The organism is Terrabacter sp. RAF57, from assembly GCF_052113925.1.
Taxonomy (GTDB): domain Bacteria; phylum Actinomycetota; class Actinomycetes; order Actinomycetales; family Dermatophilaceae; genus Terrabacter.
In genome coordinates this window covers 39,366-59,852 of the sequence record NZ_JBFRDT010000004.1, presented here as the reverse complement: position 1 = coordinate 59,852, position 20,487 = coordinate 39,366, and the positions used below count along the sequence as shown (strand labels likewise).

The window sequence follows — 20,487 nt, the reverse complement described above, 5'->3', positions numbered from 1 at the left end:
CCGACCGCCGTGGAAGGGGAGAGCGATGAGCGCCGCAGTCAGCTCGACGAACGAGTCGACCCGCGAGTCGACCGACGAGACGATGGATGCCGGCATCGTCGTGGGCTACGACGGGTCACCGGGAGCACGCCTCGCCCTCGACTGGGCCGTCGAGACCGCGAAGCGTGACGACCGCCAGCTGACGCTGCTGCACTGCGTCGGGCTGACGATGACGCCGACGTTCCGCGCCTACGACCCCGGAGTCCAGGCGCACGCGTACGACGAGATGTCGCGAGGCGTCCTGGCGGAGGCCATCGACATCGCAACGAAGACACTGGACCGCAAGGACGTCCACCCGCTGAGCGTCATCGGCGGCGCCGCCGCCGAGCTCGTCGGCATCTCGTCCAGGGCCGACCTCGTCGTCACCGGGTCACGCGGCCACGGGGCGGTTTCCGGTGGCCTGCTGGGCTCGACGGCGTATGCCGTCACGGCCCACGCCCACTGCCCCGCGGTCGTGGTCCGTGGGTCCTCCGTGATCCACGCGGGTCCGTCGCATCCTGTCGTCGTCGCCTTCGACGACTCCAAGAACTCCCAGAAGGCGCTCGAGACCGCCGTGCAGATCGCCACGGCCGCGGAGGCGTCGCTGCACATCGTCGCCGTCGACAACGTGGGTGGCCTCGAGGCGTGGCCGGAGACCGACACGATCCTGGGTCGCGAGGAGATGATCGACCAGATGCACCTCCACGTCGGCCAGCTGTTGCGCGACGTCGCGGAGGACGCGCGACGTGCCCACCCGGGGCTCGACGTGCAGACCACCGTCCTCGGTGGCGGGGCCGGTGCTGCAGTCGCGGCCTACGCCGTGGACGTGAGGGCCGGCCTCATCGTCATGGGTTCTCGCGGTCACGGGGGCTTCACCGGAATGCTGCTCGGCTCGGTCAGTCACCGGGTCGTCCACGACGCGCCGTGCCCCGTCATGGTGATTCGCTGACGCGGCAGATGACTCGACGTCACTGGTGGTCAAGGGAATTCGCATCCAGGATGTCGGACCAGCCTGCGGCCAGATCGTCGTGGGCTACGACGGGTCCCCAGCCTCGCAGTGTGCCCTGGTCTGGGCCGCGGCGGTCTCTCGCGTTCTCGACGACAGCCTGAAGATCATCCATGCCGTCGAGCTCGACCTGGTGCCGAGCCGGCGCGGCTACGCGTTGCGCCCGCTGAGCCCCTCGCTGGAGATGGTGGCCCGGACGATCGTCGGCGGTCCGTCGACCTGGCCCGGCCCAGCGCTTGCCCGAGGGCGGGTGCGTGCGGTCCATGCCGTCGGCGGGCCGGCGCCCGCGCTGGTCGATGCATCGATGTCCGCCGAGCTCGTCGTGCTGGGGACCCGCGGCCGGGGACGTGCCCGCCCGCGCTCATCGGCTCCGTCTCCTACGCGGTCGTCGCCCATGCGTACTGCCCCGTCGTCGTCCTGCACGACCTCGGCCGCTTCGCGTCCTTCGCGAGCGGTGACGCGCGGATCCCGGATCCGCGCGGCGAGGTCGTCTGCGCCATCGCCGGCGGGGACGGGGAGGAGCACGCTGGGCGCGTAGAGCGAATCGTGTCCGCCGCGGCCCGCATCGCTGTCGCCTGCAGTGCGTCGCTGCGGCTCGTCACGGCCACACGTGGGGGCGTCAGTGATGCTGCGAGACAGAGGATTCCGTATGCCATCGCCTCCCTGACATCACAGCACCCCGCGCTTGTGGTCACTGTCGAGATCCTCACCGGCGACCCGGTCTCGGCCCTGGCGGAGGCCACGGGACATTCCGGACTGCTCGTCGTCGGTGCGCCACTCCGAGAGGCGCCCGCTGCCGTGCTGTCCGAGCAGTCTTCCTACCAGCTCATCCGCGACGCGACCTGCCCGGTCATGCTCGTGCCCTGATCGGGTTCCGGACGAACCGAACCAGGGCGCGGTGGGTCCCGGGCCCGAATCGGTGCAATTCGCGGAGGATTCGGGTCCCGGGACCGGGCCACACGGCATACGGTCTCGTGAGAGGCGACGAAGGCGTCAGGTCGAGGGCGGGCGCTGGAAGCCGGGGCGCCCGGCGGTGCCGGCGGCGCGTTCGACCGAGCGGCCGAAGCTGCTGGCGGCCGCCCCGAGCGGGCTCGACCCGCGGCCGCCGAGCGCGGGTGGCACGACGACGACCGGGCAGTGCGCTGCGCGCACGACACGGCTGCCGAGCCAGCGGGCGCCGACCTCGGTGGAGTGACCGGCGTCGATGACGACGAGGTCGGCGCCGCGGCTCTCCTCGACGAGGACGGCACGACGCTTGCCCGCCACGACGCGCGTCTCCACGAGGTGGTCGCGGCCGAGGACGTGCGCGACGTCCTCGGCCAGGCGTGACTGTTCGGCAGAGAGGGCGCTGTCGTCGGAGACGACCGACGGCACGCGGCCGCCGGTCGCCGTCTCGGGTGCGTGCGGGCGCCAGGCCCGGACGGCCACGACGCGTCCACCGCGCGCCGCGGCCTGCTCGACGGCCCATCGAAGGGCACCGGGGGAGCCACTCGTGGGGCTCACGCCGACGACGATCGTGTGCTGGCGCCCCAGGTCCGCGACGTTCATGCCGCGGCCCCCGACTCCTCCGAGACCTTGCTCAGCGGGTCGGCGACGTCCTCGAGGGACTTCTGCTCCGCGTCGATCCCGATCGCCAGGGCCACGGCCCCACCGATGATCATGATGACCGCACCGGCGACGTAGCCCCACGTGAGCGGGCCGCGGTCCTTGCCGTCGCCGATGAGTGCGCCGTAGAGCACGGGTGCGACGGCGCCGGCGCACTGGGCGACGACGAAGAAGTAGCTGATCGCTTGGCCGCGCACCTCGATCGGGAAGATCTCGCTCACGGTGAGGTAGGCGGCGGAGGCTCCAGCCGAGGCGAAGAAGAACGAGACGCACCAGAAGATCGTGTGCGTCGTCGCGGTGAGGATCTCGGCGTGGAAGGCCCAGGCCGACACGAGCAGGACGAGCCCCGCGATCGTGTAGGTGCTGAAGATCATCTTGCGACGCCCGATGGTGTCGAAGAGATGACCGAGGAGCAGCGGTCCCATCAGGTTGCCGGCCGCGAACGGCAGGAAGTAGAGCGAGGTCTGGGCCTTGCTGATGCCGTAGAAGTTCGTCAGCACCAACGCGTACGTGAAGAAGATCGCGTTGTAGAGGAAGCTCTGCGTCACCATCATCGTCAGGCCGAGCACCGTGCGTCGTCCGTAGCGCCGCACGAACACGTCCCACAGCACCTTCGGCCCCATGCGGTCCTCGGGCTTGACGAGGATGGCCTTGCTGTCGTCGACCTCCGGGATCTCGCCACCCTCGCGACGCACCCGCTCCTCGATCTCGTCGACCGTGCGCTCGGCCTCCTCCCCGCGACCGTGGGTGAGCAGCCAGCGCGGGCTCTCCGGGATGTGCCGGCGCAGCCAGATGATCGACAGGCCGAGGATCGGGCCGATGAAGAACGCCAGGCGCCAGCCGACGTTCTCGGCGACGTTGTCGGGGTTGAGCAGGTAGAGGTTCGCGAGCGCTCCGAAGAACGCGCCGAACCAGTACGTCCCGTTGATCGCGATGTCGACGCGACCGCGGAAGCGCGCGGGGATCAGCTCGTCGATGGCCGAGTTGATCGCGGTGTACTCACCGCCGATGCCCAAACCGGCGACGAAGCGGCAGACCCACAGGAACCACATGTTCGGTGAGAGGCCGGCCAGGCCTGATCCGATCAGGTAGATGACCAGCGTCATGATGAACAGCTTGCGGCGCCCGAGCCGGTCGGTCAGGCGACCGAACGTCAGCGCTCCGACCACCTGGCCGACGAGGTAGACCGTGCCCGTCAGCCCCACCTGCGTGGCGGACATGCCGAGCGTCTTCTGGAACCCCGACTCCGACACGATCTGGATCTCGAGTCCGTCGAGGATCCACGACACCCCGAGCCCGAGAACGACCGACCAGTGGAACTTCGTCCACGGGAGCCGGTCCATACGGGCGGGCACCAGACTCCTGATGGCACCGTCCGTGCGTTGTGCGACAGCCTCGCTCATCCCCATCTCCTTCGATCCGAATCGCTGTGAACCGTCGGGTCAGGGCGCGCGGCGCCGCGTCCTCACCGCCGGAGTCCTACCCCATGGCCCGGCACGACGAACGTGCTTCGTGTCGGTTTGCCCCGGTGCCCTCCCGAGTGCGTATGCCGTCGGGTGGTCACACGCCGTCCCGCTGGGTACGTCAGGGTGGCGGGGGCACAGGCGCCCTCCCTCGACAGCGCAGGAGGAACGACATGCCGGCCAGGAAGCCAACGAGCGGAAGCACGGACCTGCCCTCGACCCTCGAGCGGTCGTCGAAGAAGGCGCAGGAGACGTGGCTCGCGACGCACGACGCCGCGGTGGAGCAGTACGGCGAGGGCGAGCGAGCCCACCGCACGGCGTTCGCTTCGCTCAAGCACTCCTTCGAGAAGGTCGGCGACCACTGGGAGGAGAAGGCCGAGAAGGGACCGAGCGACCGCCAGGCCGAACGCCGCGGTGCCGAGGCGAGGGCCCACCGCGACGACGGGGACTCGGCYGGCGGGGTCGACGCCAACGCCTCGAAGCGACACCTCTACGACATCGCCAAGCGCCTCGAGGTGTCGGGGCGCTCCACCATGAGCAAGGCCGAGCTCGTCGAGGCGATCCAGCGCGCCAACGACCGCGCCACGGCTGCCGCCCGGGACTCGACCTGACGAGTCCTCGACTCGAGTCCTCTACTCGCACGGGAGAATTCGCTCGCAGAAGCCCCAAACGCCCGAATCATTCCCAGCGATCGTCGAGCGGACTCTCAGGCTCCTGAGAAGGCCGGTGCCGACGACCCGACAGCCCTAGCGTGGACAACTGGGCCGCCACAGGAGTCGGCCCGGAGCGGTGGGACGCACACGCCGCCACCGCGGAGGAGAGCACCATGTCCGTGTCACGAAGGGGTGGATCTCGGGGGACTGCAGTACTCGGGGCGGTCGCGGTCGTCGCGGCCGCCGCACTCGCGACCGGGGTGGCGTCGGCCGACGCCTCCACGACCGGCGCGAGCTCGACCTATCTGGTCGTCTACAAGGAGAAGACCTCCACGAGCGGCGCGGGCAGCGCCGTCGCCGCAGCGGGCGGTCAGGTCGTCGCGACCTACGCCCCCATCAGCGTCGTCGTCGCGCGGTCTGCCAGCCCCGACTTCGCCGCGAAGATGCGTCGGGCCACGGGTGTCGAGGGCGCCGTCGCCACGACGAGGTTCGCCAGCGCCGTCGACGGCGGAGCGGTCTCGGCCGACACCGCAGCCGCGACCCAGACCACCGCGAACGTGGCAGGACTCCCGGGCCTCAACGACTCGCTGTCGGGGTTGCAGTGGGACATGACCCAGATCAAGGTCGGCGAGGCACACGCCATCAGCACGGGTGACCCCTCGATCCTCGTGGGAGACATCGACACCGGCCTCGACTACACGCACCCGGACCTCGCGCCGAACGTCGACTCCGCCGCGAGCGCCAACTGCGTCAGCGGGGCCCCCGTGCCCGGCGCGGTGGCGGCCGCCGACGACAACGGTCACGGCACGCACACGGCCGGCACGATCGCCGCAGCTGCGAACGGCATCGGCATCGTCGGGGTGGCACCGAGCGTGAAGATCGCCGGCATCAAGGCCGGCAACGCCGACGGCTTCTTCTTCCCCGAGGCCGTCGTCTGCTCCTTCATGTGGGCGGCCGACCACGGCGTCGACGTGACGAACAACAGCTACTTCGCCGACCCGTGGCTCTTCAACTGCCGCAACGACGCCGAGCAGCGGGCCATCTGGACCGCCGAGCGTCGCGCCATCAAGTACGCCCAGAACAAGGGTGTGCTCGTCGTCGCGGCCGCGGGCAACCAGGCTGACGACCTGTCGCACCCGACCCAGGACGCGACGAGTCCCGACGACACGAACCCGGTGCTCCGGACGATCAGCAACGCGTGTGCCGTCGTCCCGACCGAGGTGCCGGGCGTCGTGGGCGTCAGCGCCACGGGCAACAAGCAGATGAAGTCGTTCTACTCGTCCTACGGCATCTCGGCGGTCGACGTCGCGGCGCCGGGCGGCGACTCCATCCTGCAGCTGACGCCCGCCGCTCCCAACGGCCGGGTGCTCTCGACCTGGCCCGCGGCGCTGCTCACGGTGACGTGCCTGCCGGCACGTCGACTCGTCGATGCGAGTGGCGCGACGTACTGCTACCAGCAGGGCACGTCGATGGCCTCCCCGCACGCCGCCGGCGTGGCCGCGCTCATCGCGAGTGTCACCGGCGACACCGGTGGTGCGCTCGCAGCCGATCTGCAGCGTGCGACGAACCCGATCGCGTGCCCCGCGGACATCTCGCCGTACGCCTTCTTCCCGGGCGTCGACGACGGCGCGGCGCAGCGGTGTCAGGGCGGCCGCGGCCAGAACGGCTGGTTCGGCGCTGGGGAAGTGGACGCGCTCAAGGCCGTCGGCTGACCCACCACGCAGTCCGCCGGGCCGGGTCGCTCGACCCGGCCCGGCGGCATACGCCATCGGGGACGCGTGCCCTGTCTGAGTGGTCACAAAGGACCTGCGGCCTCTTGGCCGGGCGGGACGATGGAGGTGGACGGAGCAGAGGCCCGGCCATGTGAACGAGAGAAGGGGAGCACCATGAACGGCCAGGTGTGGACCACGAACGGGATCGTCGTCGCCTACGACGGTTCGGCATCATCACAGCTCGCGCTCGAGTGGGCCGCGGAGACGGCTCGGCAGCAGGGCAAGCACCTGACCCTGGTGCACAACGTCAACCTGGCCGCCACCCCCGCGTTCCCGGCGATGGACCTCTCCGAGATCGAGCCCTCGCTCGAGCACGCCGCCAAGGCGATCGTCGACGAGGGTGCGGTCCGCGCCGGCGCCACGCTCGACGCCTCCCAGGTGACGACGCAGTACTGGCTCGGCAGCGCCGCCGCCCAGCTCGTCGAGATGTCGAAGGACGCCGCCATGGTCGTCGTCGGCAGCCGCGGGCGTGGACGCATCCTGGCCGGGCTGCTCGGTTCTACGTCGTATGCCGTCGCCGCGCACGCGCACTGCCCCGTCGTCGTCGTCCGCGGACCGGAGGGCAAGACCCCCGACGACGTGCCGATGCCGCCCCGTCCCGGGCGCGGGCACGACGTCGTCGTCGGCATCGACGACTCGGACGCCGCGATGCGGGCGGTCGACGCGGCCGTCGAGGTCGCCGAGCGCGAGGGGGCCGTGCTGCACATCGTGCGCGTCGCGCACTCGCCGTCGATGGAGGCCTGGACGTACGTCGAGACCGCCAAGGGCGGGACGGAGGAGACACACGCGATCCGCGACAACGCCGAGCAGTCGGTGCTGCGCGCGGCCGAGCGCGTGCGGGCGCTGCACCCGAAGGTCATCGTCACGACGGAGGTGCTCTACGGAGACCCGGGCCAGTCCCTCGCCGACCTGGGCGCGACGGCAGGGATGATCGTCGTCGGCTCACGGGGGCACGGCGGGTTCACGGGCATGCTGCTCGGGTCGGTCAGCCACCGCGCCATCCACGACGCGGCCTGCCCCGTCATGGTCGTCCGCTGAGCGTCCGCGACGGCGTCGAGCGTCCGCGACGGCGTCGAGCGTCCGCGACGGCGTCGAGCGTCCGCGACGGCGTCGAGCGTCCGCGACGGCGTCGTCGGCGCCTGGCCCCTCGGCCCGGGCGCTGGGCTCAGGCGTCGAGGGCCTGCGCGAAACGGCCGAGGGCGTCGTCCCAGCGGGACTTGTCGCCGGCGCCGTCCTCGGCGATGCCCTGACCCTCGTGGTAGAGGTCGACGCGCGTGCCCTCACCGTCCGGTTTGAGCTGCAGGTCGACGATGCTGAGCGGGCCGTCCGCGTGGGGGTGCCACGACACGCGTACCTGCTCCATCGGGTGGTAGCTGCGCACGACGCCATGGGGACCGTCGGAGCTGTGCCACGACTCGCCCTTGTTGCCGAGCGTGACGCCGGGGCCGAGGAGCGCCTCGGTGCCGCGGGCGCTGATGAGGTGCTGCCACACCCGGTCGACGGGCGCGCCGACGGTCAGGCTCGAGTGCACGCCCGCGGGAGATCCTTCGAGCTCGGCATCCTCCGCGTTCTCGGGGATCGACTGCGTTGAACTGCTCATGGGCACCTCCGGGTCGTACGGACCGGCCCCCTGATGGGGCCGGACCCACCACTGACAGTCGACCAAAGACTGGCCCGGAAGACAATGGGTGAAGGCCCCCACTTCGGTCCGCTTCGGGCCTAGCCTCGGGGGCATGATCGACCACTTCGGCGTCAACTGCTCCGACCTCGAGGCCAGCGCCCGCTTCTACGACGCGGTGCTCGGCGTCCTCGGCTACACCCGACAGATGGACGTCGGCGTGGCCATCGGCTACGGCACCGAGGGGCACCCGGACTTCTGGATCAGCCGATGGCAGGGGACCGAGCCCAACCGCGAGATGCACTGCGCGTTCCAGGCGGACGGCGTCGACGCGGTGCGGGCCTTCCACGCCACGGCGCTCGAGCTCGGCGCCGAGTCGCTGCACGAGCCGCGCCTGTGGCCGGAGTACCACCCCGGCTACTACGGCGCGTTCGTGCGCGACCCCGACGGCAACAACGTCGAGGCGGTCTTCCACGCAGCCGCGCCGGACGCCTGAGGCGCCGTCGCCGCGCGGTCAGCCGGTGAAACCGGCGCGGCGCAAGGCGTCGGCCATGGCGCTGTTGGCGGGCGGGTCGTCCCTGCGGGGCCGGCCGCCCTGGGCTCCAGAGCCCTGACCTCCGCGACCGTGGCCACCGCGGCCCTGGCCGCCACGGCCCTGGCCATCACGGCTCTGGTCGCCGCGCGGCTGGTCTCCCGGGCCCTGTCCGGTCCGCTCCTTCGGGGAGCCCGGAGTCACCTCGTCGTCGAGGCGCAGGGTCAGCGAGATCCGCTTGCGGGGCACGTCGACGTCGAGGACCTTGACCATGACGACGTCGCCGGACCTCACGACGTCGTGCGGGTCGCGCACGAACCTCTTGGAGAGCGCCGAGACGTGGGCCAGGCCGTCCTGGTGGACACCGATGTCGATGAACGCACCGAACGCCGCGACGTTGGTCACGACGCCCTCGAGCGTCATCCCCGGCTTGAGGTGCTTGATCTCCTCGACGCCGTCCTTGAAGGTCGCCGTCCTGAAGGTCGGTCGCGGGTCGCGCCCGGGCTTGTCGAGCTCGCTGATGATGTCGGTGACGGTCGGCAGGCCGAAGCTGTCGTCGACGTAGTCGGCAGGACGGATTGCTTGCAGCGCAACGGTGTTGCCGATGAGCGAGGTCAGCTTCTGCCCGGTCGACTCGAGCATGCGTCGGACGACGGGGTAGGCCTCGGGGTGCACGGCCGACGCGTCCAGCGGGTCGTCGCCGCCCGGGATCCGGAGGAAGCCGGCCGCCTGCTCGAACGCCTTCGGCCCGAGGCGCGGCACGTCCTTGAGAGCCTTGCGCGTGCGGAACGGGCCAGTCGCGTCACGGTGGGCGACAATGCTTTCGGCGAGACCGGGGGTGATGCCCGAGACGCGGGTGAGCAGGGGAGCCGACGCCGTGTTGACGTCGACGCCGACGGCGTTGACGCAGTCCTCGACGACCGCGTCGAGCGAGCGCGAGAGGGCCGTCTGGCTGATGTCGTGCTGGTACTGACCGACGCCGATCGACTTCGGGTCGATCTTGACGAGCTCGGCGAGGGGGTCCTGCAGGCGCCGCGCGATCGACACGGCGCCGCGCAGCGACACGTCCATGCCGGGCAGCTCCTGCGACGCGAACGCCGACGCGGAGTAGACCGAGGCACCGGCCTCGGAGACGACGGCCGACGTCAGCTTCAGCTCGGGGTGTGCCTTGATGAGGTCGGCGGCGAGGCGATCGGTCTCGCGCGACGCGGTGCCGTTGCCGATGGCGATGAGGTCGACCGAGTGCTCCTTCGCGAGCCGTGCGAGGGTCGCGAGCGAGCGGTCCCACTGGTGCTGCGGGACATGGGGGTAGATGACCTCGGTCGCGACGACGCGGCCGGTCCCGTCCACGACGGCGACCTTGACGCCGGTGCGGAAGCCCGGGTCGAGACCCATCGTGGCCCGCGCACCGGCGGGAGCAGCGAGCAGCAGGTCGCGCAGGTTGGCCGCGAAGACGCGTACGGCCTCCTCCTCGGCCGCTCGGCGCAGCTGCATCCGGGCGTCGATGCCGAGGTGGACGAGGATCTTCGTGCGCCAGGCCCAACGGACGGTGTCGGCGAGCCACTGATCGGCGGGGCGCCCGGTGTTCTCGATGCCGAATCGCCGAGCGATGGCGCGTTCGTATGCCGTCGGGCCGGGCGGCTGCTCGGCCGCTGGGTCCTCGGGGTTGATCTCGAGCGAGAGGACGTCCTCCTTCTCGCCGCGGAAGAGGGCGAGGATGCGGTGCGAGGGCAGTTTGGCGAGGGGCTCGGCGAAGTCGAAGTAGTCGGAGAACTTCGCGCCCTCCTCCTCCTTGCCGGAGCGGACACGCGAGCCGACGTGGCCCTGCTTCCAGACGCGCTCGCGCAGGTCACCGATGAGGTCTGCGTCCTCGGCGAAGCGCTCGACGAGGATCGCGCGGGCGCCGTCGAGAGCGGCGGCGGCGTCGGCGACCTCACGGTCGGCATCGACGAAACGCGTTGCGGCGGTGCCGGGGTCGGTGCCGGGGTCGCCGAGCAGCAGCTCGGCGAGGGGCTCGAGTCCTGCCTCGCGGGCGACCTGCGCCTTGGTGCGGCGCTTCGGCTTGAACGGGAGGTAGATGTCCTCGAGGCGCGCCTTGGTCTCCGCGGCGAGGATCTGCGCGCGCAGGGTGTCGTCGAGCTTGCCCTGCTCCTCGACGGAGGCGAGCACGGCAGCGCGTCGCTCCTCGAGCTCGCGGAGGTAGCCGAGACGCTCCTCGAGCGTGCGCAGCTGGGCGTCGTCGAGGCCGCCCGTGACCTCCTTGCGGTAGCGCGCCACGAAGGGCACCGTCGAGCCGCCGTCGAGCAGGCCGACGGCCGCGGCCACCTGTCCGTCGCGGACACCGAGCTCCTCTGCGATGCGACGTTCGATGGACGGCACCTTCACCTGCACGCTCACGGGGGCTGAACTCCTAGACGTCGACGACACACCGGGGCCACGCATTCTGCCGTGCGAGCCCGATCGCCCCTCGGGCGGGCCTCACGGACGGCCCTGCTCGTGACGAGGGGCGGGGGTGGCAGTCGCGCCTCGTTCTCTCTCGGGGATGGGCCAGCGGGGCGTCGCCGCCGCGCCGCGGCGTCGCTCGTACCAGTCGACGGCGCGGAGCACCCCGAGGTCGTCGAAGCGTCGCCCGGACACCTGCAGGCCGATGGTGCGCCCGTCTGGGGTGAAACCGCAGTTCACCGAGGCCGCGGGCTGACCGGACATGTTGTAGGGCACGGTGAAGCCGATGTGCGCCATGCCTTCGTCGTCGTCGCCCCACGGCATCGGCCACCCTGCAGGAAACGCCGTCATCGGTGCGACGGGGGAGAGCACGAGGTCGAAACGCTCGGTGGCGGCGATCGTGGCCTGCTGGAGGGACATGATGCTCGCGTAGTCGCGCATGACCGACGGCCCGTCGACGCCGCGTACGGCGAGCACCCACCGCCGGATGAACGGGAGCACCCGCGCGCGGGCCTCCGGTGTCAGGGCGTCGAAGTCGGTGAGCGAACGCATCCGCCAGAACTCGTCGAGATCCCGCAGCATCCTCGGCGCCATGAACGGGGCCAGGGGCACCACCTCCGCTCCGGAGTCGGCGAAGAGGGCGGCGGCAGCCTCGACCGCGTGCGCCACGACCGGGTCGACCGGAAGCCCGCACCCGGCATCGAGCAGCAGACCGATGCGCAGACGGGAGACGTCGAGGGCGTCGTGGGGCAGCACAGCGGCGAGGTCGGCGGGCGGGAGGCTCGTCCAGTCGCGCGGGTCGGGGCGGCTGATCACCGACAGCAACAGCGCCGCGTCTGCGGCCGACCGTACGAGCGGGCCGGCCACTCGGCCGAGGTACGGGGCGTCGAGGGGGACACGTCCGGCGCTCGGCTTGAGGGTCGTCAGGCCGAGCCAGGTGCCCGGCAGACGGATCGAGCCGCCGATGTCCGTGCCGACGTGCAGCGGCCCGTAGCCGCCAGCGGCGGCGGCGCCGGCGCCTGAGCTGGAGCCCCCCGTCGTCAGTGAGGGGTCCCACGGCGAACGGGTGATGCCGTGCAGGCTCGAGACGCCCGAGCTGAGCATGCCCCAGTCGGGCATCACCGTGGAGCCGAGCACGACGCCGCCGGACTCCTCGATCCGCTCGACGACCGGGCTGCTCCGTGTCGGGACGACGGGCTCGACGCCGGCGTTGCCGAAGGGCATCGGGACGCCGGCGCGACCGAGGTTCTCCTTGATCGTCACCGGCACGCCGTCGATCGGCCCCGCGGGTTCACTCCTGCGCCAACGGGCCTCACTGTCGCGGGCGGCAGCCTCGGCACCCTCGAGGTCGAGCCGCCAGAAGGCGTTGAGCAGAGGCTCCCGGGTCTCGATGACGTCGGCGACGTCGTGCAGCACGTCGACGGGAGAGAGGTCGCCGGAGGCGTACGCAGCGACGAGCTCGGTGGCGGTGAGGCTGGCCGGTCGGCCAGACGTGTGCGGCATGGACGTCCTTCCGCGGCGGTCGGCCTCGCGCCGCCCGCTGGCGAGGAGATCGTGGCATCGGACCTGGTGCCAGAACGCTACCTCTCGCGGTGAGGCGTCGTCGGGGCGTGTGGACAACGCCGGTCGACTGTCAGCGGTGGCGGCCATGCTCTTGCCATGCGCTTCGACGAGCTTCCGCGAGACTGGGCCCAGCGACCGATCACCGACCCCGACGTCTTCGAGGGGGTGGTCGACCTCATCGTCACCGAGCAGACGAGGTGCGACGGAGCGACCTACCTGCTGTTCATGCACGACAACGGGCGGCTGCTCCAGCCGATCTGCCTGCCCGACGAGCCGCGGCGCGTCGATGTCGGCCAGGTCCTCGAGGGCGTCGGGCTGCTCCTGTCCGAGATGGCGCGGCATGACGTGCACGACGTCGTCATGGTGATCGCACGGCCCGGCCGGGCGGCGCCCACCCCTCGTGATCGTGACCTGCGGGCGGCGTTCGAAGACGCCTGCCGCACGACTGGGTTCACCCTGCACGCGGTTGCGATCGCGGCCCCGGACGCCGTTGCGGTGCTGACGGCGGAGGGTGGCTGCGCCGCGGCCTGAGACGGACCGTCGGGGGACCGTGGAGTGGCGACGGACGCCGTGGCGTTTCCTGCGTCCTCGGGGGCGGGCGGGGTAGCGTCGTCGCGACCGCGCGACGCAACCCGTGGAGGACCGATGTCCCAGCAGGCCCACAGCAGTGGGAAGACCGTGACCCGTTCGTACCGGACCGGGGTCGGTGGCGCGTGGTGGACGGCCCTCGTCGTCGTGACCGTGCTGCTCGGCTTCCTCGGTCGCAGCGACGGCGGCTTCTGGAGCGGCTTCTTGTGGAGCATCGTCGGGTTCGTCGTGGGCTCGCTCGTCGCCATCGCGGTGTCCGGGCGGCTCGTGCCGGCTCGGTCCGCGGACGAGGCGTTCGCCGATCTTGGCGGCTCGGGCGGTTGGGAGGGCACGCGATGAAGTGGCTGCTCCTGGTGCTGGCGTTCGTCCTCGGTGCCGCGATCACGTGGTTCCTCACCGTCAAGCACGCGAGCCGCACGGTGCAGGAGGGTGTAGGCGCCCCCGCCGACCCGGCGGCGCCCGAACTCACTCCGGTGGTCTCCCCGGGCGAGCCCGTGGCAGGAGCCGTGGGCATCGCCGGAGGGGCCGACCTCGCCGCCGCGGCCGGCGCCGGAGTCCTGGCCACCGAGCCCGCCGAGACGTCGCAGAGGTCGCACGACGAGGTCGATGGTGACGCGGGTGGATTCGGAGGGCCTCACACGCCGCTCTCGGAGGCTCCGGGCGCGGCGGAGTCGTGGGATCGTGACGCCGAGGACGAGGACGCGCTGCTGTCGAGGTCCTCGGCCGAGTCCGCCGACGTCGCGCCCGTCGCAGAGGCGACCCCGAACGATGACGTGGCCTCTGACATCGCACCCGTGGCCGACGCGACGTATGGCGCGGCCTCTGACATCGCACCGGTCGTCGACGCGACCCCGAACGGTGACCTGGCCGGAGTGGGTGAGCCCGAGGCTGTGGCGGCGCTCGACGAGGCAGTCGAGGAGGACGATGGGGGTTCGTGGGCGGACGAGGTGCCTGATGTCGAGCCGAGCCAGGAGGACGACCTCGACGCGGACGTGTCGGTGCCGCCGGCGAACAACATCGTTCCCGCCGCCGACGCCACCCCGAGCGGCGACGTGGCCGGCGTCGCTGGACCCGGGGCACGGCCGACGCAGGGCGAGCTCACCTTCGACGAGCCGGATGACTCCGTCCCCCCGGAGGAGAAGCCCTGACCCGGATCACTCTCGTCACAGGCCCTCGTCACACGGCCCTGTGTGCATTGAACGGTGCCCCGGCAACGCTCGCTGCACACACCATCAGGTCATGAGGGCTCGGCGTGACGTCAGTGGTTGACGAGCACGCCCTTCGCCTCACGCACCGTCACCGTGGTGGAGGGTCCGGGCACGGTCACCGTCGAGGGGATCTCGTCCCACGTCGACCCGTCGAGGCTGAAATCGGCCCCGAAGGCGGTGTCGACGCGAACGGGGTACTCGCCCTTGGCGCGGTAGACGTGTGTGACGTCGCCGTCCGGGTAGACGCCTCCGGTCGAGGTGGTGGGGCCCGTGCTCGAGCCGTCGCCGAACACGTAGGTGAACCCGACCAGCTTCGGACGGATCTGGACCGGGATGCCCCGCAGGACCGACCGGTCGACCTCCCCGGGCTGGAATCCCTGCGACGTCCAGTTGACCTTGTAGAAGGTGCGGAGGTTGACGAGTGTCGTGTTGCCGGCCGGCTGGCTGGAGATCTGCGGCTTCGACCAAGGCGTTCTCATGAACGCCGCCTTGAGGTCAGCCATCGTCAACGTCGGCCTTGACCCGGGAGCCACATCTGTGTGGCAGGTGAGGCCCACGCTGTTCCAAGGCTCAACCACGCGACCACTCAAGACCGTTTGCCTCCAAACGCGAGCCAGGGGGCCCACGGTGTCAGGTGGGCACGCCCTCAGAGCTTTGCTGCACTGCACGTCTTCGTTCGGGGTGCCTGGTATTGCTTCGTCGCAGTCGGCGAGGGTTCGGTACTCGTAATGCGGCCTCTCGTCATTTGCGTCCACAACAGTCGATCCCTTGTCTCCCGGGAACTTGGGCAGCGCCTTCAGTTCGGTGCGACTCAGAAGCCCAATCGTGGCGTAGTCGCTATCTGTCTCGCAATTAACAACGTCTCGGCTGCTGCACGCAAAGGCATCGCTTGGAAACATGACGAGGGCGGCTACGGCGACCAAACACGTGGCCAAGGCAACTCGCAGGGACTTCATGACGGGCGGCCTAGGTCGGTAAGTTCCCAGTGCGTACTGAACCGCAGGACTGCGACGAAGGCGCCCGAGCCAGCCCTTGTCGTGTCGACACGCTTCCCGTTCTCATCTACGACGGGAACGGCGAACTGCTCAAGCTTGACCAGAACTTGGCGGTCGCGGTCATTGAATATCGTCGCTGATGAGAAAGTGACCTTCAATGTGTTGCCATCGTGATGTTCCGACGCCATCTTCAATTCCTTGGCGGACCTGCTCAAGTCCGTGCAGATCTCGCAGGAAGATGCAAAGAGACCGTCCAGGACTTCTGGTGAGGCGTCTTTGAATGAGCGATTCAACTGCTCGAAGAAGAACCTGGTGAAGGCAGCGGCGCCAGCCTGTGTCTCGGGTCGGGCGGCGGCGGGGATCTTGGCGATGACGGGGTCGACCGTTGCGGTGGGGCTCGGGGCGGCCGAGGTTGTGGTGGTCGTGGGAGCAGAGGAGCTCGTGACGGCCGAGGTCGACGGGGGAGTCGTCACCGCAGGACCGGTGTCGCTGCCCGTGCACGCACCCAGCGCCGCGAGCGCGACGGGGGCGACGGCATACGCAAGGAGTGTGCGGTGTCGGTGCGGGCGTGCGGCGGCGGTCATCGGCGTCCCCTGTCGATCGTCGATCATCGTGCGGTTGCGTCGTCTGAGGTGCGTTGTGCACCCTTTGTTCCACGACGGCAACCTACGACGATCGTGCCGCACCCGCACGCCGAGCCCCGTCCGTCATCCACAGGCACCCCGGGTGCACCGAGCCGGGGTGCTCGGGTGACAATGGTGGCGATTCGCTGCCGTCAGGGGCCGTTCGACGCTGCGATTACTGGGGTCTCACCGGCGACACACCCACGAGTTCGGAGCATGGGCGACCGGCAGGTAACCTTTTCGCGGTCCTGTGCGCACCTCCACGCGCGCAGTAGCTATGCGCCCTAGAAGTGGGCGTGCAAGGGAGCCCCATGTCTCGCACTGACACCGTCGACGTCAAGCGTTGGCGCGCCAAGTACGCCCTCATCGAGCGGGCCGCCGAGGCGGACAAGGACGCCCAGGCCCTCTTCGCCGAGCTCGACTCCGAGCGGGCCGCCCGCAACGGCGAGCTGCGCGAGATCCTCGCCGACCTCGTGGCCTCCAGCGACCTCGTCGCCTTCAAGGAGGCGATGAACCAGTGGACCCGCAAGGACGGTCCCTACGTCGGCTTCGGCCCCATCGGCGGCCCGTGGCTCGCCTCGCTCATGCGCCGCTCCGAGGAGGAGTACGCCGAGGTCGTCGGCCTGCTCAAGCTCACCCTCCAGACCCCGGCCTCCCCGCAGGACGCCGGCGACAAGCTCCAGGCCATGGAGGCCTTCCTCGCCCGCGGTGGCTCGCGCGGCCAGCGCGCCCCCGGACCCGGCCACACGGCATACGTGCTCTCGCTCTTCTGGTCCACCGACGACGGCGGCAAGTGGCCGCTCATGTGGGAGAACGCCCCGCACATGCTCCAGCGGCTCGGCTGGCTCGAGCGCGGTCTGAGCCACGCGGAGCGCTACGTCGCCTTCGCCGACCTCTGCGCGGCCCTGCGCCCCGAGGACCCGAAGTATGCAGCTCGCATCCTCTGGTACCTCAAGGAGACCGAGGCGTTCGTCGGGATCGCGCCCAAGGTGCTCGACGTCTGCGTCGAGGCGGCCGAGATCGCGGCGGACTTCCGCCCGTCGACCGGCTACGGCGACAGCCGGCGAGAGGACCGCGCGGCCGATCTCGCACGCCAGCTGCGCGGCGAGGCCGACCACATCAGCGACAGCCTCATCGACCGCCTCTCCACCGAGACGGGCCTCTACCTCGAGGCCCCGACGCTCGCCCTTCAGCAGCACACGGGGGAGGACGCCGCCTACCGCTCCGACCTGTATGCCGCGTGGATCCTCGTCGGCGGCGCCGGCGCCCCCGGCTTCCGCCTGTGGGTCACCCCGTCGGGCGTGGCCTTCGGACTGCACGGCGGCTGGGAGGGCGAGAGCGACCAGCAGCACCGCGAGGTCGGCACCATCGTCCAGGAGCACCTCCCGCGCGGCCTCAGCTTCCTGCGCGTCCACGAGGACGGTCGCACCGACCGGCTCGAGCCCGTCGGGCGCGAGTACCCCGGCGGCGAGGCCTTCGTCGGCCGCTGGTGGAAGGGCGACGAGGCCGTCGGACGCGCCGACTTCGCCGACGACGTCATCGCGACCGCCCGGGCCCTGACGCCGCTGCTGCGCTTCATGACCTCCAGCCAGCGCGGGCCCCTCGACGACCCCAGCCTCGAGCTCGCCGCCATGGTCGACCTCGACAGCGAGGTCGAGATCTTCAAGGCCGAGCGGCCCTACCCGAGCGAGCGCGACGCCTGGCACCAGGAGCAGCGCCGCGTCTTCGCCGCCTGCCTGTCGCGGGAGGGGCTCGAGGCCTTCGACCTGCCGACCTTCAAGCGGATCGTGTCGACGCGCGGCTACGGCGACATCGGCGCGCAGTCCGTCCTCATCAGCAGCATCAACGCCCTCGACGCCGCCGGCATCGACGAGCTGCGCGTCATGGTGCGCGACCTGCTGTGGGGCGAGGGGCGCGACGAGGAGCGGATCAACCGCGTGCTCGGCTCCGACGACGTCCCGGTCCAGGGCTTCGGCGAGAGCGTCGTGCTCAAGCTCTTCGCCATCGCGCACCCCGAGCACTGGCTGCCGCTCTTCGCCCTGGGCGGGGACTCCGGCAAGATCGCGATGCTCGGCCGCCTCGGCGGGCCGGCGCGCTGGACCGAGGGCAAGTCCCGCGGCCGCACGCACGTCGAGACCAATGCCCTGCTCAAGCAGACGCTCGACCCGCTGCTGCCGGACGACCCGTGGGGCCAGGCGCAGCTCGCGTACTGGCTCATGCGCCGTTCCGACAAGGCGCTCATGCCCGACCACGACGCCCTCGGCGAGGCCGCCGCGGAGCTGCTCATCGAGGAGGACTTCCTCCGCGAGATCCAGGGCCTGCTCGAGGAGAAGAAGCAGGTCATCTTCTACGGCCCTCCCGGCACCGGCAAGACCTACCTCGCCCAGCGGTTCGCGCAGGCCCTGCAGCCCGACCCGGCCAAGCGCGACATCGTCCAGTTCCACCCGAGCAGCAGCTACGAGGACTTCTTCGAGGGCTTCCGGCCGCAGATCGACCACCAGGGCCAGATGGTCTACGAGCTGCGCAAGGGCCCGCTCGCCCTCCTCGCGGAGGCGGCCGAGGCGGATCCGCTGACACCGCACATCATGATCATCGACGAGATCAACCGCGCGAACCTCCCGCGCGTCTTCGGTGAGCTCCTCTTCCTGCTCGAGTACCGCTCGCACTCGGTCAAGACGAGCTACCGGCCCGACGAGGGCTTCGAGCTGCCGCCCAACCTCTACTTCATCGGCACGATGAACACTGCCGACCGCTCCATCGCGCTCGTCGACGCGGCCCTGCGCCGGCGCTTCGACTTCGTGCCGTTCATGCCGCACGACGGGCCGATGGAAGGCCTGCTGCGCCGTTGGCTCGAGGTCCACGACGGGCCCGTGTGGGTGGCCGAGCTCGTCGACCGCGTCAACGAGGACCTGCGTCGGGCGCTGCGCGGCCCGCACCTGCAGATCGGCCACAGCTACTTCATGCGCCCCGGTCTCGACGGCGACGAGGCCACCCTGCGCCGCATCTGGGACTACAACGTCTACCCGTTCATCGAGGACCAGCTCTACGGCCGCGAGCACGAGCTGGCCCAGTTCCGCTGGGAGAACGTCCGAGCCCGCTACGGCCAGTTCGACCTGACGAGGCCGTGACTGTGGAGTCGATCCTCCGATGACCATCGAGCTGGCCCCGATCCCCGAGCACGGACGCTCGGGTCCGGTCCGGCTGTCCCGGGAGACCCGAGCGGCTCTCGTCGCGGCAGCGGGGGAGCGGCTCGTCATCCACGCGACCGCCGACCCCGACGTCGTCACGATCGGTGCGACGAGCTGGGTCGGCGCACTCGCCGTGCCCGGCCTCGTCGTGCGCGTCACGCCGAAGGTGTCGGTCACGAACTTCTTCGCGATGCTCGGCGCCGGCGTCTCGCCCGACGCGTTCGACCACGAGCACGTGACGTGGAGCGACACCGACGAGCTCATCGACGGCGTCGCGTACTTCGCGATCCGGCTCATCGACTCGTCGACGATGCGCGGTCTCGTGCACGGCTACGTCCCGCGCGAGGAGCGGATGCGGACCATCCGGGGGCGGCTGCTCGTCGAGGAGTTCGCGCGCCGGCCGTGGAGCGCCGCCGAGCCGCAGTGCCGCTTCGACGACTTCACGGCCGACATCGTCGAGAACCAGCTCTTCCGCTGCACGCTGCAGGCGATGCTGTCGTGGCCCCAGCTCGCGCCGCACGTCCGCCGAGAGGCCCTGCGCGTCCTCGGCCGCTTCGACGGCGTCGCCGACACCCCGGCGACGAGGCACGCGGCACCGCAGCCCATCACGCGGCTCAACGAGCACTACGAGGACGCGATGCGGCTCAGTCGCCTTGTCCTGCAAGCGATGTCGCTGAGCCACGAAGCCGGTGACCAGCAGGCCAACAGCCTCATGGTCGACATGGACGACCTCTTCCAGCGGTGGATCGCCCAGGAGCTGGACCTGCGCCTCGCCCCGCAGATGCGCATCGAGCGCGACGAGGACGTCTGGCTCGACGAGGGCCGTGCCGTCACGATGGCCCCCGACCTCGTCGTGCGCCGCGGCAGCGAGGTCGTCCTCGTCGGCGACGCCAAGTACTCGATGGGCGCCGACGGCTACATGGCCTCGCGCGACTACCTCGAGCTCGTCGCCTACACGACGGCCATGGGCCTGCCGACGGGCCTGCTCATCCACTGCAACAGCGACCGTGCGCCGGAGTCGGAGATCGTCATCCGCAACGCGGGCACCCGGATCCTCTGCCGTCCGATCCGTCTCGACGGGTCGTATGCCGCCGTGTGCCGTTCGCTCGATGCGCTCGCTGAGCTGGTGCGCGAGCTCGCTGACGCCCCAGGGGAGCTCGAGGTCCCCACCCTCATCCGCTCGCGCCGCTGACGCGGCGGAGCGTCGCCTGTC

The 20,487-nt window shown here is 70.7% G+C and carries 19 protein-coding genes; 12 read left to right on the top strand and 7 right to left on the bottom strand.

The features are described from left to right. Positions 1 to 25: 25 nt before the first annotated feature. The 3 genes from AB4Y83_RS07435 (at position 26) to AB4Y83_RS07425 (ending at position 1,891) form a co-directional block, all read left to right on the top strand. On the top strand, positions 26 to 967 hold the full coding sequence (locus AB4Y83_RS07435) for a universal stress protein (RefSeq protein ID WP_442275480.1): 942 nt from the start codon (positions 26 to 28) through the stop codon (positions 965 to 967). Positions 968 to 992: 25 nt separating this feature from the next. After that, positions 993 to 1,562, top strand: a complete 570-nt coding sequence (locus tag AB4Y83_RS07430; protein ID WP_442296453.1) for a universal stress protein — start codon at positions 993 to 995, stop codon at positions 1,560 to 1,562. Positions 1,563 to 1,711: 149 nt separating this feature from the next. Beyond that, entirely contained in the window at positions 1,712 to 1,891 is a 180-nt protein-coding gene (locus AB4Y83_RS07425) for a hypothetical protein (RefSeq protein ID WP_442296452.1), read from the top strand. 126 nt (positions 1,892 to 2,017) lie between these two features. Here AB4Y83_RS07425 and AB4Y83_RS07420 read toward each other — a convergent pair whose 3' ends face one another. Continuing rightward, positions 2,018 to 2,572: a universal stress protein gene (locus AB4Y83_RS07420; protein ID WP_442296451.1), complete on the bottom strand. Its 555-nt coding sequence runs from the start codon at positions 2,570 to 2,572 to the stop codon at positions 2,018 to 2,020. Next, positions 2,569 to 4,032 (bottom strand): MFS transporter, encoded by a 1,464-nt coding sequence (locus tag AB4Y83_RS07415; protein ID WP_442296450.1) that lies wholly within the window; start codon positions 4,030 to 4,032, stop codon positions 2,569 to 2,571. Before AB4Y83_RS07415 ends, AB4Y83_RS07420 begins: the two co-directional genes overlap by 4 nt. A gap of 233 nt (positions 4,033 to 4,265) precedes the next feature. Between AB4Y83_RS07415 and AB4Y83_RS07410 the strand changes: the two genes are divergently transcribed. The 3 genes from AB4Y83_RS07410 to AB4Y83_RS07400 all read left to right on the top strand — a co-directional run bounded on the left by AB4Y83_RS07410 (position 4,266) and on the right by AB4Y83_RS07400 (position 7,555). Next, entirely contained in the window at positions 4,266 to 4,703 is a 438-nt protein-coding gene (locus AB4Y83_RS07410; protein ID WP_442275476.1) for a ChaB family protein, read from the top strand. A gap of 215 nt (positions 4,704 to 4,918) precedes the next feature. Beyond that, positions 4,919 to 6,457, top strand: coding sequence for a S8 family serine peptidase (locus AB4Y83_RS07405; RefSeq protein WP_442296449.1), 1,539 nt, complete (start codon positions 4,919 to 4,921; stop codon positions 6,455 to 6,457). 174 nt (positions 6,458 to 6,631) lie between these two features. Next, entirely contained in the window at positions 6,632 to 7,555 is a 924-nt protein-coding gene (locus tag AB4Y83_RS07400; protein WP_442296448.1) for a universal stress protein, read from the top strand. Between the two features lie 127 nt (positions 7,556 to 7,682). Here the strand turns inward: AB4Y83_RS07400 and AB4Y83_RS07395 are convergent, their stop codons facing one another. Beyond that, entirely contained in the window at positions 7,683 to 8,117 is a 435-nt protein-coding gene (locus AB4Y83_RS07395; protein ID WP_442275473.1) for an SRPBCC domain-containing protein, read from the bottom strand. Between the two features lie 133 nt (positions 8,118 to 8,250). Here AB4Y83_RS07395 and AB4Y83_RS07390 point away from each other — a divergent pair, with 133 nt between their 5' ends. After that, positions 8,251 to 8,631 (top strand): VOC family protein, encoded by a 381-nt coding sequence (locus AB4Y83_RS07390; RefSeq protein ID WP_442296447.1) that lies wholly within the window; start codon positions 8,251 to 8,253, stop codon positions 8,629 to 8,631. An 18-nt stretch (positions 8,632 to 8,649) separates the two neighbouring features. On the opposite strand, the gene AB4Y83_RS07385 is transcribed toward AB4Y83_RS07390, so the two are convergent. After that, positions 8,650 to 11,109 carry a Tex family protein gene (locus AB4Y83_RS07385; RefSeq protein WP_442296446.1) on the bottom strand — a complete coding sequence of 820 codons (2,460 nt, stop codon included), beginning with the start codon at positions 11,107 to 11,109 and terminating at the stop codon, positions 8,650 to 8,652. Positions 11,110 to 11,145: 36 nt separating this feature from the next. Next, the gene (locus AB4Y83_RS07380; RefSeq protein WP_442296445.1) at positions 11,146 to 12,612 is read right to left on the bottom strand and encodes an amidase; all 1,467 of its coding nucleotides are present in this window, start codon (positions 12,610 to 12,612) and stop codon (positions 11,146 to 11,148) included. Positions 12,613 to 12,768: 156 nt separating this feature from the next. Here AB4Y83_RS07380 and AB4Y83_RS07375 point away from each other — a divergent pair, with 156 nt between their 5' ends. From AB4Y83_RS07375 to arfC, 3 genes are all read left to right on the top strand, one after another. Further along, positions 12,769 to 13,203: a hypothetical protein gene (locus AB4Y83_RS07375; RefSeq protein ID WP_442296444.1), complete on the top strand. Its 435-nt coding sequence runs from the start codon at positions 12,769 to 12,771 to the stop codon at positions 13,201 to 13,203. A 114-nt stretch (positions 13,204 to 13,317) separates the two neighbouring features. After that, the gene (locus AB4Y83_RS07370) at positions 13,318 to 13,599 is read left to right on the top strand and encodes a hypothetical protein (RefSeq protein ID WP_442275468.1); all 282 of its coding nucleotides are present in this window, start codon (positions 13,318 to 13,320) and stop codon (positions 13,597 to 13,599) included. Beyond that, positions 13,596 to 14,408, top strand: a complete 813-nt coding sequence (gene arfC, locus AB4Y83_RS07365; protein ID WP_442296443.1) for a channel accessory protein ArfC — start codon at positions 13,596 to 13,598, stop codon at positions 14,406 to 14,408. Before AB4Y83_RS07370 ends, arfC begins: the two co-directional genes overlap by 4 nt. 110 nt (positions 14,409 to 14,518) lie before the next feature. Here arfC and AB4Y83_RS07360 read toward each other — a convergent pair whose 3' ends face one another. Together AB4Y83_RS07360 and AB4Y83_RS07355 are read right to left on the bottom strand one after the other, a co-directional pair. Continuing rightward, a complete protein-coding gene (locus AB4Y83_RS07360; protein WP_442275466.1) occupies positions 14,519 to 14,947 on the bottom strand; it encodes a PKD domain-containing protein in 429 nt (142 codons plus the stop codon). Positions 14,948 to 15,420: 473 nt separating this feature from the next. Next, positions 15,421 to 16,074, bottom strand: coding sequence for a DUF6318 family protein (locus AB4Y83_RS07355; RefSeq protein WP_442296442.1), 654 nt, complete (start codon positions 16,072 to 16,074; stop codon positions 15,421 to 15,423). 323 nt (positions 16,075 to 16,397) lie between these two features. Here AB4Y83_RS07355 and AB4Y83_RS07350 point away from each other — a divergent pair, with 323 nt between their 5' ends. Both AB4Y83_RS07350 and AB4Y83_RS07345 read left to right on the top strand, forming a co-directional pair. After that, positions 16,398 to 19,214, top strand: coding sequence for an McrB family protein (locus tag AB4Y83_RS07350; RefSeq protein WP_442296441.1), 2,817 nt, complete (start codon positions 16,398 to 16,400; stop codon positions 19,212 to 19,214). 19 nt (positions 19,215 to 19,233) lie between these two features. Beyond that, entirely contained in the window at positions 19,234 to 20,466 is a 1,233-nt protein-coding gene (locus AB4Y83_RS07345) for an McrC family protein (RefSeq protein WP_442275463.1), read from the top strand. Positions 20,467 to 20,487: the final 21 nt, after the last annotated feature.